This is a genomic window from Azospirillum sp. TSO5 (assembly GCF_003116065.1).
Classification (GTDB): domain Bacteria; phylum Pseudomonadota; class Alphaproteobacteria; order Azospirillales; family Azospirillaceae; genus Azospirillum.
Map to the genome: position 1 here is coordinate 1 of NZ_LGQY01000022.1, position 15,451 is coordinate 15,451.

A 15,451-nucleotide genomic window follows, 5' to 3' on the forward strand; every position below is an offset into this window, starting at 1 on the left:
CCCGCCGATCTGCCGCCGGCCCAGCATCGCCACCGCGATCACCGCCAGCAGCGAGGCCGCCAGCGCCGGCAGGGCCAAGCCGCCGAGGGCGACCGCCGCGAGCGCCGTGCCGGAGAGGAGCGCCAGCAGCACCGTCGCCATCGCCGGCCGGCCCTGTGCCGCCGCCAGCCCGTCGCGTCGCGCCGGGGACAGGGCGCGCGCCATCGCCGCCAGCCCGCAGCGCGACAGGGCGCCGGCCGCCACCAGCGCCGCGACTGTCGCCGGCACCGGCAGGGCGGCCAGCGCCGCCGCACGGATGCCGGTGGAGAAGATGAGCGCCAGCACGCCATAGCTGCCGACCCGGCTGTCGCGCATGATCTCCAGCTTGCGTGCCACGTCGCGTCCGCCGCCGAAGCCGTCGGCGACGTCGGCCGCACCATCCTCGTGCAGCCCGCCGGTCAGCCGCACCGTCGCCGCCAGCGCCAGCAGCGCACCGGCCAGCGGCGGCAGGTGCAGCGCAGCGGCAGCGGCGAACACCACTCCGCCGGCCAGCCCGACCAGCGCACCGACCAGCGGAAACCACCCCATCGCCCGCGCCGCCGCGCCCTCGGCCAGCGGGCCATTGAGCGGACCCAGGGGCGGGAAGGGCAGGCGGGTCAGGAACACCAGCGCCAGGGCGGCGTCCTGTGTCCAGCGCGGGGAGGGGGTGGGGGCGGTGGTCGCGTCAGGCATGATCGGCATCGACTACGCCCAACCGGCGTCCGGCGCAACCCTGCTCGGCGGGTGGTTCCGCACCGTTCGCACAGGTCCGATTCCTTGACCAGAACACTCGGTCCGCCTACTTTGTCCGTTTGAACTCCCCCTACCAGCATCGAGCACCCATGGCCCGTCTTCCGATCCTCGTCGCCCCGCATCCGATCCTGAAGCGCAAGGCGCAACCCGTCGCCGAAGTGGATGCGCGCGTCGTCAAGCTGATGGACGACATGGTGGAGACCATGTACGACGCCAACGGCATCGGTCTGGCCGCTCCGCAGGTCGGCGTGCTCGACCGCGTCATCGTCGTCGACGTCCACGAGAAGGGCGAGCCGGCGAACCCGATGCGCCTCGCCAACCCGGAAATCGTCTGGTCGTCCGACGAGAAGTCGGTGTGCGAGGAAGGCTGCCTGTCGGTGCCGGAGCAGTATGCCGAGGTCACCCGGCCCCAGCGCATCCGCGTCCGCTATCTGGACGAAAAGAACCAGCAGCAGGAGATGGAGGCCGACGGGATGCTCGCCACCTGCATCCAGCATGAGATCGACCATCTGAACGGCGTCCTGTTCGTCGATTACCTGTCGATGCTGAAGCGGAACATCCTGCTGAAGAAGGTCCAGAAGATGCAGAAGGCGACGGCCTGACCAGCCCAAAAACAGAACTGCGATTTGATCCGATGACCCCGCTCCGTCTCGTCTTCATGGGCACGCCGGATTTCGCCGTGCCCAGCCTTGCCGCGCTGATCGAGGCGGGGCATCAGGTCGTCTGCGCCTACAGCCAGCCGCCGCGCCCGGCCGGCCGCGGTCAGCAGGTGCAGAAGTCCCCCGTCCACCGCTTCGCCGAGGAGCACGGCATCCCCGTGCGCACGCCCAAGAGCCTGCGCAACGCCGAGGCCCAGGCGGAGTTCGCGGCCCTTGAAGCCGATGCGGCGGTGGTCGCCGCCTATGGCCTGATCCTGCCGCAGCCGATCCTCGACGCGCCGCGGCTGGGTTGCGTCAACGTGCATGGCTCTCTGCTGCCGCGCTGGCGCGGGGCGGCGCCGATCCAGCGCTCCATCCTGGCCGGCGATGCCGAGACCGGGATCACCATCATGCAGATGGACATCGGGCTCGACACCGGCGCCATGCTGTCGAAAGAGGCGGTGGCGATCACCCCCGCCACCACCGCCAGCAGCCTGCATGACGAGCTGGCCGCCCTTGGCGCCCGCATGATCGTCCCGGCGCTGGACGGGCTGGCCGCCGGCACGCTGGCCGCCGTGCCGCAGCCGGAAGGGGGCGTCACCTACGCCGCCAAGCTGACGCGCGAGGATGGCCGGCTCGACTGGACCCGGTCCGCCGCTTATGTCGAGCGGCAGGTCCGGGCGCTGACGCCGTGGCCCGGCTGCTGGTTCGATGCCGCGAACGGCGAGCGTATCAAGGTGTTGGCGGCAGAACCCGCGACCGGCACCGGCACGCCCGGCACCTTGCTGGACGATCGGCTGACGGTTGCCTGCGCCGACGGGGCGGTGCGGCTGGTAAAGGTGCAGCGGCCGGGCAAGGCGCCGGTGGATGGCGCTGCCTTCCTGCGCGGCTTCGCGCTGGCGGTCGGGCAGCCGGTCTCCGCCGAAGCTGTTGCGGACTGACCGCCGTGCAGCGCTGGAAACTGACCGTCGAGTATGACGGCCGTCCCTTCGTCGGCTGGCAGCGCCAGGACAACGGCCCCTCCGTCCAGCAGAGCCTGGAGGAGGCGGTGCAGCGCCTGTCGGGCGAGGTGGTGCGGGTCCATGGCTCCGGCCGCACCGACGCCGGTGTGCACGCACTGGGGCAGGTCTGCCATTTCGACCTGGAGAAGCCCTTCACCGGGCTGAAGCTGCGCGACGCCCTGAACTTCCACCTGAAGCCGGCCCCCATCGCGGTGCTGGAGGTGGAGGCGGTTGCTGAGGACTTCCACGCCCGGCTGACCTCGACCGGCCGCGCCTATGTCTACCGCATCGTCAACCGCCGGGCGCCGCTGGCGCTCGACGCCGGCCGGGCGTGGCACGTCACCCGCCCGCTGGATGCGGAGGCGATGCACGCGGCGGCGCAAGTGCTGGTTGGTCAGCATGACTTCACCAGCTTCCGCGCCGCGCTGTGTCAGGCGAAGTCGCCGGTGAAGACGCTCGACCGGCTGGATGTGGAGCGCCAGGGCGAGGAAATCCGCATCCATGCCGCGGCACGTTCCTTCCTGCACCATCAGGTCCGCAACATGGTCGGCACGCTGGAACTGGTCGGCGCCGGCAAATGGACCCCCGACGACGTGCGCCGCGCGCTGGAAGCCCGCGACCGCGCCAAGGCAGGGCCGACCTGCCCGTCGGATGGGCTCTATTTCATGGCGGCGCGTTACTAAAGACATAGCGAAGACGGCATAGTCACGCTGATTTGTGAGACTGCCGGGCTTTCTGCAAAACTGTTCCCACTCAGCAGTGAATGTTGTATGTAGTCTTCTCAAGGCGCTTTGACCTTGAGGTGCGGTCACTTGCTTTCCTTTTCTGGCAACAATCGGAAGGCCGCTTTTGTGTTTCCGAAAACTTAGCATCTCTGATTGCATATGATTTACCAAGGTTACGGTATCGGCAGGCGGATGTAGCGGGAAGGTCTGCGAGAATGTCATTTTGCAACCGCCGGATCGGAAATCTACACTCTTTGATTGTCAAATTGGAGGTTTGCAAGTCCAGATGTTCGAGGGGAGGCGCCATGCAAAGCGCTGGCGCCGCCGATGTCCGATCGCCGGTCGGGGTTGGATGATGCAACCGCCGCCAAGTGTGCGCCATCCTCGGCCGTCACCGCGATCCCGCCGATTGCGGACTTGGCTCATCCTGCTGGTCACCGCCGTGGCCGTGCCGCTCGTCCTTTTTTCCGGTTTCCTGCTTGTCCGGAACGTGAAAGCCCAAGCCAGGGAAACCGAGCGGCTGGTCCGTGACAGGGCGCACCTATTGGCCGAGGATGTGGACCGGGAAGTGGCGCGACTGATCGCTGCGGCTGAAGTCCTTGCCACGTCCGAGAGTCTGGTGGTGGGCGACCTTGCCACCTTCCACCGGCGCGCCGTCGAGGTGAGGGACCATCTCGGCACCAACGTGGTCCTGCGCGACTTGGCGAACCAGCAGATCGTCAACACCCGGGTGCCCTGGGGAACGCCCCTGCCCGCGAACTCCGGCCTGGTCACCGACCAGCGGGCGATCGCGACGCGGAAACCGCAGGTGTCCGGCCTGGTCACGGGCGGTGTGACGCGGGCGCCGCATCTGATCGTCGTGGTGCCGGTGATCTGCGACGGGGATGTCCGCTTTCTGTTGAGCCTGACCATTACCCAGGAACGGCTCCAGACCATTGTCTCTCCCGAGCGTCTTCCCCGCGGCTGGCGGGCTGGGGTGATCGACGAGGACGGGACCGTCATCGCCCGCTCGCATCAGGCCGAACAGTTCGTCGGCCAGTCGCTGCCGACGGATATGTGGGCCGGGATGCGCGACGCGCCCGAGGGTGTCCATCGCGCGATCAATCTGGAGGGAGTATCCGCGTTTCAGGCCTACAGCCGCTCCGGGACAACTGGATGGGTGGTCGCCGCCAGCGTTCCCCAGTCCCTGATGGCGGTGCCTGCGCGTGAGACGCTGCTGCTGTTCGTTGGGGGCGGGCTTGTCCTCGTCCTGATCGGCATCGCCGCCGCCATCGGTTTGGGGCGTCGCCTGATGCGCCCGGTTGTGCAACTGGCCGAGGCTGCGGAAGCCTTGGGGGCGGGGCGTCTGCCGCCTGCCGACGCCGGCGGCGTTCTGGAGATCGACGCAGTCGGCAAAGCGATCCGGAATGCGGCGATCCTGATCCAGCAGCGTGAAGCGGATTTGGCCGAAAGCGAGGCCCGGAATCGCGCCATGGTCCAAACCGCGGCGGACGCCATGGTGGTCATCGACGACGCCGGCATCATCCAGTCGCTCAACCCGGCGGCGGAGCGCATCTTCGGCTATCGGGCGGAGGAGGCAAGCGGGCATACCGTCAGACTTCTGATGCCGGAACCGTGCCGCTCCGCCGACGATGTCGACGTCGTGACCTGCCTGTCCATGGGTGACCGGCGGGGCAATGGCGCCGGCCGCGACCTGATGGGGCGGCGCAAGGACGGCACGATATTCCCGATCGAACTGGCCATCGCCGAATGGACCTCCGGCAAGCGGCGCTATTTCAACGGAATCATCCGCGACATCACCGAACGCAAGTCTGCCGAGGATGCCCTGCGCGCGTCGAAGGCCGAAGCAGACCGCGCCAATATCGCCAAGTCGAAGTTCCTCGCCGCCGCCAGCCATGATCTGCGCCAGCCGGTCCAGGCCATGATGCTGTTCCAGAGCGCCCTGGAGGAGCGGCTCGACGGACATCCGGCCTTCCCTCTGCTGAAGTCGCTGGGCGAAGCGATGGGAGGCTTGCGGATGCTGCTAGACAGCCTGCTAGACGTGTCCAAGCTCGATGCCGGACTGATCGTCCCGACGCCGGTGGATATGCCGGTCGGGCCGCTCCTGGAGCGGCTTGGCGCCGAATATCAGGCCCAGGCCGCAGCCAAGGAGCTGCGCCTGCGGGTCGTCCCCAGCGGCGCGACCATCCGCAGCGACCCGGCATTGCTGGAGCGCATCCTGCGCAACCTCATCGAGAACGCATTGCGCTATACCGAACGGGGCGGTGTTCTGATCGGATGCCGGCGGCAGGGTGGCAACCTGCATATCGACGTGATCGATACCGGCATCGGCATCCAACCCGACAAGCACGAGGAGATCTTCGAGGAGTTCTTCCAGGTCGGCAATCCGGAGCGCGACCGCAGCAAGGGCCTGGGGCTGGGATTGGCGGTGGTGCGACGCCTCGCCCGGCTGCTCGGTCACCGGATCGAACTCCGCTCGTTGCCGGGGCGCGGCTCGATGTTCCGCGTCGAGGTGCCGGTGGTGGCCCTGCGTTCGTCCGGCTCCGGCAAGCCGAACAATGTGCACCCCGTGAATGGGCATCCCGTGAATGGGCATCCCAGCCTGATCCTGGTGATCGATGACGAGCCTCTGGTGCGCAATGGACTGCAGGCGATGCTGGAGAACTGGGGCTATCGGGTGCTGACCGCCGGTTCCATCCAGGATGCAGTCCTACTTGTCGATAGCGGCAAATGGCCGGACGCCATCCTCGCCGATTACCGGCTACGGGGTGGCGAGACCGGCCTGAATGCGATCAAGGCGGTGTGCGAACGCCTGAATGTGCCGGTGCCCGCAACGGTCATCACCGGCGATACCGCGCCTGAACGCCTGGTCGAGGTGCGGGCCGGCGGGCATGCGCTGCTCCACAAGCCGGTCGCGGCCGACGATCTGCGGAACGCCGTCGTGGAGATGTTGTCCGTCGTGGAGTGACGTCGGTCTGTGCACCGATGGGGGTCATGGGCCCCCCGGCGGCTCCGGTTGACGGCCGGTGCGCCCCGCCAGCCGCTCTTTCTCCGCGGTGAACACCGTCACCAGATGCTCGATCACCGCCCGCACCCGCGGCACCTCGCGGCGGTCGCGGTGGACCAGCAGCCACGCCTCGCGGGTCAATGGTGGGCCGGGCGGCGGGCCGGACTGCGGGCGGCGCTCCAACCCCGGCACGCCGTCCGCCAGCATGCAGGGCAGGAAGGCGATGCCGAAGCCGGCGACCGCCGCGGCAAGCTGCCCCTGCACGCTGTTGGAGCGGAAGGCGACGCGCCGGCCGCCGCCATGGCGGTCCAGCCACAGCGCCTCCGGCAGTTCGGCCATCGACTCGTCATAAGCGATCAGCGTGTCGGGGGCGCCCGGCGCGGCGTAGAGCCCATAGCCCAGCGTCGCCAGCCGCCGCCCGACCAGATCGCCGCGCTGCGGCCGGGCCAGCCGGATCGCCAGATCGGCCTCCCGCCGGGCGAGGCTGAGGGTGCGGTTGTCGACGATGATCTCCAGGTTCAGCGCCGGGTTGGCCGCCCGCAGCGACCCCAGGCGGGGGATCAGGAAGACGTCGGCCAGCGCCTGGGTCATCGTCAGCCGTACGGTGCCGCTGAGGCCGGCGGCGTCGCCCTCGCGGCGGCGGATCGCCTGGGCCCGCTCGTCCATCGCCTCGGCCAGGGCGCGGACGCTCTCGCCCTCCGCCGTCAGGACATAGCCGTCGGGGCGGCGCTCCATCAGGCTGCGGCCGAGCGTCGCTTCCAACGCAGCCAGCCGGCGCCCGACCGTGGCGTGGCTCAGCCGCAGGCTGCGTGCCGCCGCCGACAGGCTGCCGGCGCGGGCCAGTTCAAGGAAGACGCGCAAATCGTCCCAATCGAGCGGACCGGTGAATTTTTGAACAGTCATCGTGCAAGGATAGCGGATGGCTGCGCATCGGTGAACGGGGCAGCATGGTCTCCATCAACGCTCAAAACGATTGCGGAGCATTTCCCGATGACGACCCTTCCCGCCCGGACCCTGCGCCAGATCGTCGGCGCGCCGACCACCCCCGCTCCCTTGGACAAGGCGGTGCTGGTGCTGATCGACCTTCAGCGCGAATACACCGACGGCGCCCTGCGGCTGTCGGGCGTCGATGCGGCGGTGGAGCAGGCGGCGGAGTTGCTGGCCCTTGCCCGAACCAACGGCGTGCCGGTGATCCACATCGTCCATCACACCGCTGCGGGCGCGCCGGTGTTCGACCCGACCGGGCCGATGGCGGAGATCGTCCCGGCGGTCGCCCCGCGCGATGGCGAGCCGGTGGTTGTCAAAAAGCTCGCCAACGCCTTCGCCGGGACGGACCTGCAGACGGTGGCGCGCGATACCGGGCGGACGGAGATGATCGTCGCCGGCTTCATGACCCACAACTGCGTCAGCAGCACCGCGCGGTCGGCGGTGGATCATGGCTGGCGGGTGACGGTCGTGGCGTCGGCCACCGCCACCCGCGACCTGCCGGACGGCAAGGGCGGGGTGGTGCCGGCGGCCGACATCCAGCGCGGCGTGCTGACCGGCCTGTCCGACAGCCTCGCCACCGTGGTCGAGGATGCGCGGGCCTGGGGGTGAGCGAAGGAAGGGGGCGCGGTCGGCGCCCCCGCCGCATTCTTACTTCTTGTCGGCCTTCCAGTAGTAGTTGGTGTCGAAGCTCGGCCCCCAGACGAGGCCGGTGACGTTCTTGCGCTCCGCCACCATCTCGGTCTGCTGGAACATGATGACGAAGGGCGAGTCGGCCAGGACCGAGCGCTGAAGCTCCTCGTACATCTTGGCGCGCTTGGCGCTGTCGCGTTCCTCGACCGCGGCGGCGGTCTTCTTGGTCAGTTCCGGAATGTCCCAGGCATTGCGCCAGGCCAGCGGCTTGGCCTTGGCGTCGTCGCTGTTGTCGGGGTTGGAGGCGAAGGTGTCGGCGTTGGAGTTCGGATCCTGGTAATCCGCGCCCCACTGCTGGATCATCAGTTCATGGTTGCGGGCGCGGAACTTGGTCAGCACCTGCTTGCCGTCGCCGGGAATGATCTCGATCTTCACGCCGGCCTTGGCGGCGCTGGCCTGGATCGCCTGGGCCATGTCCTGGGTCGGGTTGGTGTTGCGCACGTCCATGCTGACGGTGAAGCCGTCGGGATAGCCGGCCTTCGCCAGCAGTTCCTTCGCCTTGGCCGGATCGTACTTGTAGGGGTTGTCGTTGACGGCGCCCAGGAAGCCCTTGGGCAGGAAGGCCTGATGGACGGCACCGATGCCGTTCATGATGGAGCCGGCCATGCCGTCGTAATCGACCAGATACTTGAAGGCCTCGCGCACCTCGGGCTTGGCCAGGGCGGGGACCTTCTGGTTCAGGCTGAGATACCACAGCGTGCCCTTCGGCGCCTGGACCAGACGGATGGCGTCGCTGGACTTCAGCGGCTCGAACTGCTCCGGCTTCAGGTTGCGCGCGACATCGACGTCGCCCTTCTCCAGCAGCAGGCGCTGGGTCGCCGGTTCCGCGATGTGGCGGATCAGCACGCGCTTCAGCTTCGGCGCGCCGCGCCAGTATTTCGTGTTGGCGTCGAAGGTCAGCAGCTCGCTCGGCTTCCACTGCTTCAGGATGAAGGGGCCGGAGCCGGCGGAGTTGGTCTTCAGCCAGCCGGCGCCGAAATCGCCGTCCTTCTCCTTGCTCTTCACCAGCTTGGAATCGATGACCGACGCGACGTCGGCGGTCAGGCAGTAGAGCACGAAGGTGGGGGCGTAGGCCTTGTCGGTGGTGAAGACCAGCGTCTTCGGATCGGTGGCGCGCACCATCTGGTCGACATTGTCCGGGGTCAGGCCGAACTGGGTCAGGATGAAGGCCGGACCCTTGTTCATCTTCACCGCGCGGGCGAAGGACCATGCCACGTCGTTGGCGGTCAGCGGGTTGCCGGAATGGAAATTGATGCCGTCGCGGATCTTGAAGGTGAAGGTCTTGCCGTCCGGCGACACGGTCCAGCTTTCGGCGACCTCGCCCTCGATCTTGCTGACGTCGTTGACGTCGAAATGGATCAGGCGGTCATAGACCTGGGCGCTGTATTCCGCGCCCGACAGCTCGAAGATCTCACCGGGGTCGAGGCTGACGATGTCGTCGAACTGCCACGCCATCACCAGCGAGTCCTTGGGCGTGGCGGCAATGGCCGGGCCGGCGAGGCTGACGAGGGCGAGAGCGGCGGCGCCGAGAACGGTCTGGGCAATAAGGCCGCGCTTGAAGCTGGTCATCCGTGAAGTCTCCCTGGAGGCCCGTTCGGGCACTGTTGAGAATTGAATCTTCCCGCTGCCTTCCCTGGTATGTCAACCCGGCAGGTTGGCCGGTTCCGCGCCGGCTGCTTCCGGCCCGCCCTTTCCATCGGGGACGGGTTGCAATTCGTGGGGAAAGCGCCTAGCTCCTATCGCCCCCCGGCACCATTCTTGTATTCGCGGACATTCGGCAGAAGGAAACCACCGTCATGGGCTATACCGTCGCGGTCATCGGCGCCACCGGCAATGTCGGGCGCGAGATCCTGCAAACGCTGGCCGAGCGGAAGTTCCCGGCCGACAAGGTCATCGCTCTGGCGTCGGAAAAGTCGATCGGCCAGGAGGTGTCCTATGGCGAGGACGACATCCTCAAGGTCCAGGATCTCAACAAGTTCGACTTCCATGGCGTGGACATCGTGCTGTCGTCGCCCGGCGCCAAGGTGTCGGCCGTCCATGTGCCGCGCGCTGCCGCCGCCGGTGCCATGGTGATCGACAACACCTCGCACTTCCGCATGGACCCCGACGTGCCGCTGGTGGTGCCGGAGGTGAACCCGGAGGCGCTGGTCGGCTATCGCAAGCGCGGCATCATCGCCAACCCCAACTGCTCGACCATCCAGATGGCGGTGGCGCTGAAGCCGCTGCACGACCGCTACAAGATCCGCCGCGTCGTGGTGTCGACCTACCAGTCGGTGTCGGGTGCCGGCAAGGAGGCGATGGACGAGCTGTTCACCCAGACCCGCGCCATCTTCGTCAACGACCCCATCACCAAGAGCGTCTTCCCCAAGCAGATCGCCTTCAACGTCATCCCCCAGATCGACGCCTTCATGGAGGATGGCTCCACCAAGGAAGAGTGGAAGATGATGGTGGAGACCAAGAAGATCCTCGATCCCAAGATCAAGGTCGCCGCCACCTGCGTCCGCGTGCCGACCTTCATCGGCCATGCCTTGTCGATCAACATCGAGACGGAGGAGCCGATCAGCGCGGAGGAGGCCCGCGTCGTGCTGCGCGCCGCTCCCGGCGTGTCGGTGGTCGACCAGCAGACCAGTGACGGCTATGTCACGCCGGTCGAGGTCGCCGGCGACAACCCGGTCTTCGTCAGCCGCATCCGCGACGACTTCACGGTGGAGAACGGCCTGTCCTTCTGGTGCGTCGCCGACAACCTGCGCAAGGGCGCGGCGCTGAACGCCGTGCAGATCGCCGAGCTGCTGGTGCGGGATTACATGGTGGAGTGAAGCGGCGGGTGGGGGCAAATCGCGGACGCTTCCCACCCTCCCAAATTGTCGGTAGGCTGAACCATCCCACCTGACCGGGCGGTTCCGTGCCTCGCATCCTGCCGCTGTTGTGCCTCGTCCTGCTGCTGCTCACCGGGTGCGGCGTCGATGCCGACCAGGACGCGCTGTGCCGGAAGCTGATTCCGGCCTTCGACGACGGGCCCGTCACCGACCTGTCCACCCGCTCCTACGCCGAGGACAAGCGGGTGCTGCGCGTCGATTACCGCAGCGGTGGACAAGCGCACTGGATCGCCTGCCGCTTCGCCGGCACCTCGATGGAAGAGGGGCGGCGCACCCTGGCGGCGGTAGCCACCGACCGCAACGGCTGGCTGACCGGCATCCGATTCGCCATGCTGCAGCAATGGCTGCGCATCAGGCCGCCGCGCGATGCCGTTGGCGTGGTGGTGGAGGTTCCGCGGGCGCAGCCGACGCGTTGGACGCCCATCCTGTTCCTGGTCCAGCAAATCATCAACGCCGCCACGGTGGCCTGCGTCTATGGGCTGCTGGCGCTGGGCTACACGCTGGTCTATGCCATCCTCGGCCAGATCAATCTGGCGATGGGGGAGCTGACGATGCTCGGCGCCATGCTGACGGCGATGGCGGCGGCCGGGCTGGGCATGGCCGGCTGGGCGACATGGCCGCCGGCTCTGCTGGGCGTGCTGGTGCTGGTGATGGGCTTCACCGCGGTGCAGGGCTGGACGATGGACCGGCTGGTCTTCCGCCGCCTGCGCGGGGTGCGCAGCCACACGCCGCTGATCGTCGCGGTCGGGCTGTCCATCGCCTATCAGGAGGGGGTGCGGCTGCTGCACGGCGCGCGCGACTGGTGGCCGGCGCCGGTGCTGACCGAGCGCTTCGACCTGCTGAGCGACGGGGCCTTCACCGTCACCGCGCTGACGGCGCAGCTGGCGATCCTGGCGCTGACCGGCGGGCTTTATGCGGCCTTGTGGGGGATCATGCAGCGCACCGCCTTCGGCCGGGCGCATCGGGCCTGCACCGACGACATCGCGGCGGCGGAGCTGGTGGGGGTGGACGTCAACCGGACGGTGGCGGCGACCTTCGCCATCGGCGGCGGACTGGCGGCAGCGGCGGGGGCGGTGATCGCGCTGTATTATGGCGGGGTGAACTTCTTCACCGGCTATCTGATCGGCTTCAAGGCGCTGGCCGCGGCGGTGGTCGGCGGCATCGGTTCGGTGCCGGGGGCGATGCTGGGCGGTGCCCTGCTGGGGCTGGTGGAGACCTTCTGGTCGGCCTATTTCGCGCTCGCCTACAAGGACATCGTCGCGTTCGGGCTGCTGACGCTGTTCCTGATCTACCGGCCGCAGGGATTGATGGGGCAGGCGCGGGGCAGGGGCGATTAGGTGGGAGGTGCCGGCCGGGGCATTGAGTCGCCGGCCGGCACCGTGACCGTCTTTACCCCACCTTCACCAGCGCATGCCGCTTCTTGCCGGCGCTGAGCTTGACCACGCCGTCGGCGTTCAGGTCCGCCGCCGTCGCCTTTGCCGCCTCGTCGGCGATCGGCCCGTCGTTCAGCTTGGCCCCACCGCCCTTGATGAGGCGACGCGCCTCGCCCTTCGACGCCGCCAGACCGGCGGACACCAGCAGGTCGACCACCGGCAGCCCGGCTTCCAGATCGGCGCGGGAGACCTCGATGCTGGGCAGCCCCTCGGCGGCGGCCCCTTCCTCGAAGGCGCGACGCGCGGTCTCGGCGGCCTCCAGCGCGGCCTCTTCGCCATGGGCGAGCCTGGTCACCTCATTGGCGAGGATCTTCTTGGCCTCGTTGATCTCGGCGCCCTGCAGGCTTTCCAGCCGGGCAACCTCGTCCAGCGGCAGTTCGGTGTAGAGGCGCAGGAAGCGGCCGACGTCGGCATCCTCGGTGTTGCGCCAGTATTGCCAGAAATCATAGCTGCTGAGCTTGTCGGCGGTCAGCCACACCGCGCCGGCGGCCGTCTTGCCCATCTTGGCGCCGGAGGACGTGGTCAGCAGCGGCGTGGTCAGGCCGAACAGCTCCGCCCCGTCGGTGCGGCGGCCGAGTTCGACGCCGTTGACGATGTTGCCCCACTGGTCCGACCCGCCCATCTGCAGCGTGCAGCCATAGCGCCGCTTCAGCTCCACGAAGTCGTAGGCCTGGAGGATCATGTAGTTGAATTCGAGGAAGGTCAGCGGCTGCTCGCGGTCCAGCCGCAGCTTGACCGATTCGAAGGACAGCATCCGGTTGATGGTGAAATGCCGGCCGATGTCGCGCAGCAGCGGGATGTATTTCAGCTCGTCCAGCCAGTCGGCGTTGTTCGCCATCACCGCGTCGGTCGGGCCATCTCCGAAGGTCAGGTAACGGCCGAAGATGCGCTTGATGCCCGCCATGTTGTTGCCGATGACCTCGTCGGTCAGCAGCTGGCGCGCCTCGTCCTTGCCCGACGGGTCGCCGATCTTGGTGGTGCCGCCGCCCATCAGGACGATCGGCTTGTGGCCGGTCTTCTGCAGCCAGCGCAGCATCATGATCGGCAGCAGGCTGCCGACATGCAAGCTGTCGGCGGTGCAGTCGAAGCCGATATAGGCGACGATCGGCCCCTTCGCCGCACGCTCGTCCAGCGTGGCGAGGTCGGTGCACTGGTGGATGAACCCGCGCTCCTGAAGGGTGCGCAGGAACTCCGAAGAGGGAGCCGAGGGGGTGGTCGTCGTCATGGCCGCAATCCGGCTGTCGTTGAAATGAAGGGCGGGCCCGCCGGCCGGGGAGGTCGGAGAATTCCCGCGGTCTGTTACCACGGAACGGCCCCTGCCTCAATGCGGCGGCCGGATCGCCGCCGGATGGCCGTGCGGGAACCGCTCCACCCGCCGGCCTGTTCTCCGGCACAAGCATCGCTGCGCTGCCGCAAGTCAAATCCCACAAGTTATGCCGGGGAATTCCCGCAATTCTTTCCTTGTCGCAATTGACATTGATTCGCAAAATAGATGTCCCGCCCTGACTGTATTTTGTGCAGCCCGCGTCCGACCCAAATGATAGTGACTATCAACTACACTTCTATTTCTGACGGAGATTTTTATTGTGCGAGTCCTTCGCCTGTGACAAGGTGCGACAAATTATCCATTCAGGAGCATCCCACCATGCAAGGCGATCAAGGGGTCCTGGACCGTTTGAACAAGCTGCTCACCGGCGAGCTGAGCGCGGCCGACCAGTATCTGTCCCACGCGCGGTCGATGGAAGACATGGGCCTCAAGGCGCTCGCCGAGCGCATCTCGCACGAGCGGGAAGAGGAGCTGGAGCATGCCGACAAGCTGATCCGCCGCATCCTGTTCCTGGAAGGCACGCCCGACGTCGCCAGCCGCGACCCGATTCACATCGGCAAGACCGTTCCGGAAATGATGCGGAACGACCTGAACCTGGAATATGAGGTGGTGGCCGCCCTGAAGGAGGCAATCGCCTATTGCGAGCAGGTGAAGGATTACGACACCCGCCGCATCCTGCTGGAACTGCTGGTCGACACCGAAGAAGACCACGCCCACTGGCTGGAACAGCAGCTTGGCCTGATCGACATGCTCGGCGTGCAGAATTACCTGCAGTCGGCCATGGGCGGCTTCCCGAGCTGAGAGGGGGACGGACCATGAAGGGCAACAGCGACGTCATCGCCCAGCTTCAGATCGTCCTGAAGGACCAGCTGACGCAGATCAACCAGTATTTCCTGCACGCCCGCATGCTGAAGAACTGGGGCGTCAAGGCTCTGGGCAAGTGGGAGTATCACGCCTCCATCGAGGTGATGAAGAGCGCGGACGAGATCATCGAACGCATCCTGTTCATCGAGGCGATCCCCAACCTCCAGGACCTCGGCAAGCTGCGCATCGGCGAGGACGTGCCGGAGATCCTGTCCAGCGACCTCGCCGCCGAGCGCGAGGCCCGCGACCGCATCGCCAATGCCATCGCCGTGTGCGAGCAAAAGGCCGACTACGTGTCGCGCGACGAGCTGTCCGAACTGCTGGAAGAGTCGGAAGAGCGCATCGACTATCTGGAAACCCAGCTGAGCCTGATCGACGACATCGGCCTGCCGAACTACATCCAGTCGGCGATGGGCGAGTTCAAGGAGTGACGTTGGGGGGCGGAGCTTTGCGGAGTTGGACCCCCTCAAACCCGCCCCAAAATCTCCTCCGCCAGCGCCTGCATCTCCGCTGCCGCCTGGGTCTTGCGCGCGGCCTCCGTCACCGACAGGCCGGTCATCAGCGTGCCGGCATAGGCGGTGCGGTTGCCGACCTGCGCCGTCGCCAGTTCCACCGCCGGCGGGGCGACCAGGTCATGCACCTTGGCGATCAGTTCGTCGGCGATGCGGGCGCGCGGCGGCACACGGTTCAGCACCAGCAGCAGCCGGCGCTTCTCCTGCGCCGCTAGGTCGATGGTCGGATGCACCGCCCACAGATCCATCGGGCTCGGCTGCACCGGTGCGATCACCAGCGTGGCGGCGCGGACGGCGATGCGCGCCTCGGTCTGGGCATGGGGCGGGCTGTCGATCACCACGATGTCGTGGGCGCGCGCCAGCTTCTCCACCTCCGCCTGGGTGCGCCAGCCGGTGATCTGCACATGGGTGAAGCCGGGCTGCCCGCCGGTCGCCTCGGCCCGCACGGCGTGCCAACGGGTCAGGCTGCCCTGCGGGTCGATGTCGACGGTGGCGACCTTGTACCCGAGCTGAGTCCAGGCGATGGCGAGATGGGCGGCCAGCGTGGTCTTGCCGGCGCCGCCTTTCTGCTGCGCCACGGTGAAGACCTTGCCCGTCATGCCCGCACCCATCATGTTGTG

General features: G+C 67.5%; 14 protein-coding genes. 9 read left to right on the forward strand and 5 right to left on the reverse strand.

Annotated elements, in window-relative coordinates:
• The coding region (locus TSO5_RS06645; protein WP_247870619.1) for an adenosylcobinamide-GDP ribazoletransferase at window positions 1–711 on the reverse strand (711 nt) is incomplete at its 3' end.
• A gap of 149 nt (window positions 712–860) precedes the next feature.
• On the opposite strand from TSO5_RS06645, the gene def reads away from it, so the two are divergent.
• From def to TSO5_RS06665, 4 genes are all read left to right on the forward strand, one after another.
• Window positions 861–1,373 (forward strand): peptide deformylase, encoded by a 513-nt coding sequence (gene def, locus TSO5_RS06650; RefSeq protein ID WP_109150857.1) that lies wholly within the window; start codon window positions 861–863, stop codon window positions 1,371–1,373.
• Window positions 1,374–1,405: 32 nt separating this feature from the next.
• Entirely contained in the window at window positions 1,406–2,350 is a 945-nt protein-coding gene (gene fmt / locus TSO5_RS06655; protein WP_109150858.1) for a methionyl-tRNA formyltransferase, read from the forward strand.
• A 5-nt stretch (window positions 2,351–2,355) separates the two neighbouring features.
• Window positions 2,356–3,093, forward strand: a complete 738-nt coding sequence (truA, locus tag TSO5_RS06660) for a tRNA pseudouridine(38-40) synthase TruA (RefSeq protein WP_109150859.1) — start codon at window positions 2,356–2,358, stop codon at window positions 3,091–3,093.
• 484 nt (window positions 3,094–3,577) lie between these two features.
• Window positions 3,578–6,103 (forward strand): PAS domain S-box protein, encoded by a 2,526-nt coding sequence (locus TSO5_RS06665; protein WP_247870620.1) that lies wholly within the window; start codon window positions 3,578–3,580, stop codon window positions 6,101–6,103.
• 24 nt (window positions 6,104–6,127) lie between these two features.
• Here TSO5_RS06665 and TSO5_RS06670 read toward each other — a convergent pair whose 3' ends face one another.
• A complete protein-coding gene (locus TSO5_RS06670; RefSeq protein WP_109150861.1) occupies window positions 6,128–7,045 on the reverse strand; it encodes a LysR family transcriptional regulator in 918 nt (305 codons plus the stop codon).
• A gap of 87 nt (window positions 7,046–7,132) precedes the next feature.
• Between TSO5_RS06670 and TSO5_RS06675 the strand changes: the two genes are divergently transcribed.
• Window positions 7,133–7,738, forward strand: a complete 606-nt coding sequence (locus tag TSO5_RS06675; protein WP_109150862.1) for a cysteine hydrolase family protein — start codon at window positions 7,133–7,135, stop codon at window positions 7,736–7,738.
• Window positions 7,739–7,777: 39 nt separating this feature from the next.
• Here TSO5_RS06675 and TSO5_RS06680 read toward each other — a convergent pair whose 3' ends face one another.
• On the reverse strand, window positions 7,778–9,388 hold the full coding sequence (locus tag TSO5_RS06680) for an ABC transporter substrate-binding protein (protein ID WP_109150863.1): 1,611 nt from the start codon (window positions 9,386–9,388) through the stop codon (window positions 7,778–7,780).
• A 227-nt stretch (window positions 9,389–9,615) separates the two neighbouring features.
• Here TSO5_RS06680 and TSO5_RS06685 point away from each other — a divergent pair, with 227 nt between their 5' ends.
• Both TSO5_RS06685 and TSO5_RS06690 read left to right on the forward strand, forming a co-directional pair.
• Window positions 9,616–10,635, forward strand: coding sequence for an aspartate-semialdehyde dehydrogenase (locus tag TSO5_RS06685; protein ID WP_109150864.1), 1,020 nt, complete (start codon window positions 9,616–9,618; stop codon window positions 10,633–10,635).
• Window positions 10,636–10,721: 86 nt separating this feature from the next.
• On the forward strand, window positions 10,722–12,032 hold the full coding sequence (locus TSO5_RS06690; RefSeq protein WP_109150865.1) for a branched-chain amino acid ABC transporter permease: 1,311 nt from the start codon (window positions 10,722–10,724) through the stop codon (window positions 12,030–12,032).
• A gap of 52 nt (window positions 12,033–12,084) precedes the next feature.
• Here TSO5_RS06690 and tyrS read toward each other — a convergent pair whose 3' ends face one another.
• Entirely contained in the window at window positions 12,085–13,353 is a 1,269-nt protein-coding gene (tyrS, locus tag TSO5_RS06695) for a tyrosine--tRNA ligase (RefSeq protein WP_109150866.1), read from the reverse strand.
• A gap of 420 nt (window positions 13,354–13,773) precedes the next feature.
• Between tyrS and bfr (TSO5_RS06700) the strand changes: the two genes are divergently transcribed.
• Both bfr (TSO5_RS06700) and bfr (TSO5_RS06705) read left to right on the forward strand, forming a co-directional pair.
• Window positions 13,774–14,256 carry a bacterioferritin gene (gene bfr, locus TSO5_RS06700; RefSeq protein WP_109150867.1) on the forward strand — a complete coding sequence of 161 codons (483 nt, stop codon included), beginning with the start codon at window positions 13,774–13,776 and terminating at the stop codon, window positions 14,254–14,256.
• 14 nt (window positions 14,257–14,270) lie between these two features.
• Window positions 14,271–14,750 (forward strand): bacterioferritin, encoded by a 480-nt coding sequence (gene bfr / locus TSO5_RS06705; RefSeq protein WP_109150868.1) that lies wholly within the window; start codon window positions 14,271–14,273, stop codon window positions 14,748–14,750.
• A 35-nt stretch (window positions 14,751–14,785) separates the two neighbouring features.
• On the opposite strand, the gene parA is transcribed toward bfr (TSO5_RS06705), so the two are convergent.
• On the reverse strand, window positions 14,786–15,430 hold the full coding sequence (parA, locus tag TSO5_RS06710) for a ParA family partition ATPase (RefSeq protein ID WP_109150885.1): 645 nt from the start codon (window positions 15,428–15,430) through the stop codon (window positions 14,786–14,788).
• Window positions 15,431–15,451: the final 21 nt, after the last annotated feature.

Bases quoted from the DNA above. Each gene is read 5' to 3' on its own strand.
- def (WP_109150857.1), top strand. From the start codon at position 861: ATGGCCCGTCTTCCGATCCTCGTCGCCCCGCATCCGATCCTGAAGCGC.
- fmt (WP_109150858.1), top strand. From the start codon at position 1,406: ATGACCCCGCTCCGTCTCGTCTTCATGGGCACGCCGGATTTCGCCGTG.
- TSO5_RS06670 (WP_109150861.1), bottom strand. From the start codon at position 7,045: ATGACTGTTCAAAAATTCACCGGTCCGCTCGATTGGGACGATTTGCGC.
- TSO5_RS06675 (WP_109150862.1), top strand. From the start codon at position 7,133: ATGACGACCCTTCCCGCCCGGACCCTGCGCCAGATCGTCGGCGCGCCG.
- TSO5_RS06680 (WP_109150863.1), bottom strand. From the start codon at position 9,388: ATGACCAGCTTCAAGCGCGGCCTTATTGCCCAGACCGTTCTCGGCGCC.
- TSO5_RS06685 (WP_109150864.1), top strand. From the start codon at position 9,616: ATGGGCTATACCGTCGCGGTCATCGGCGCCACCGGCAATGTCGGGCGC.
- tyrS (WP_109150866.1), bottom strand. From the start codon at position 13,353: ATGACGACGACCACCCCCTCGGCTCCCTCTTCGGAGTTCCTGCGCACC.
- bfr (WP_109150867.1), top strand. From the start codon at position 13,774: ATGCAAGGCGATCAAGGGGTCCTGGACCGTTTGAACAAGCTGCTCACC.
- bfr (WP_109150868.1), top strand. From the start codon at position 14,271: ATGAAGGGCAACAGCGACGTCATCGCCCAGCTTCAGATCGTCCTGAAG.
- parA (WP_109150885.1), bottom strand. From the start codon at position 15,430: ATGACGGGCAAGGTCTTCACCGTGGCGCAGCAGAAAGGCGGCGCCGGC.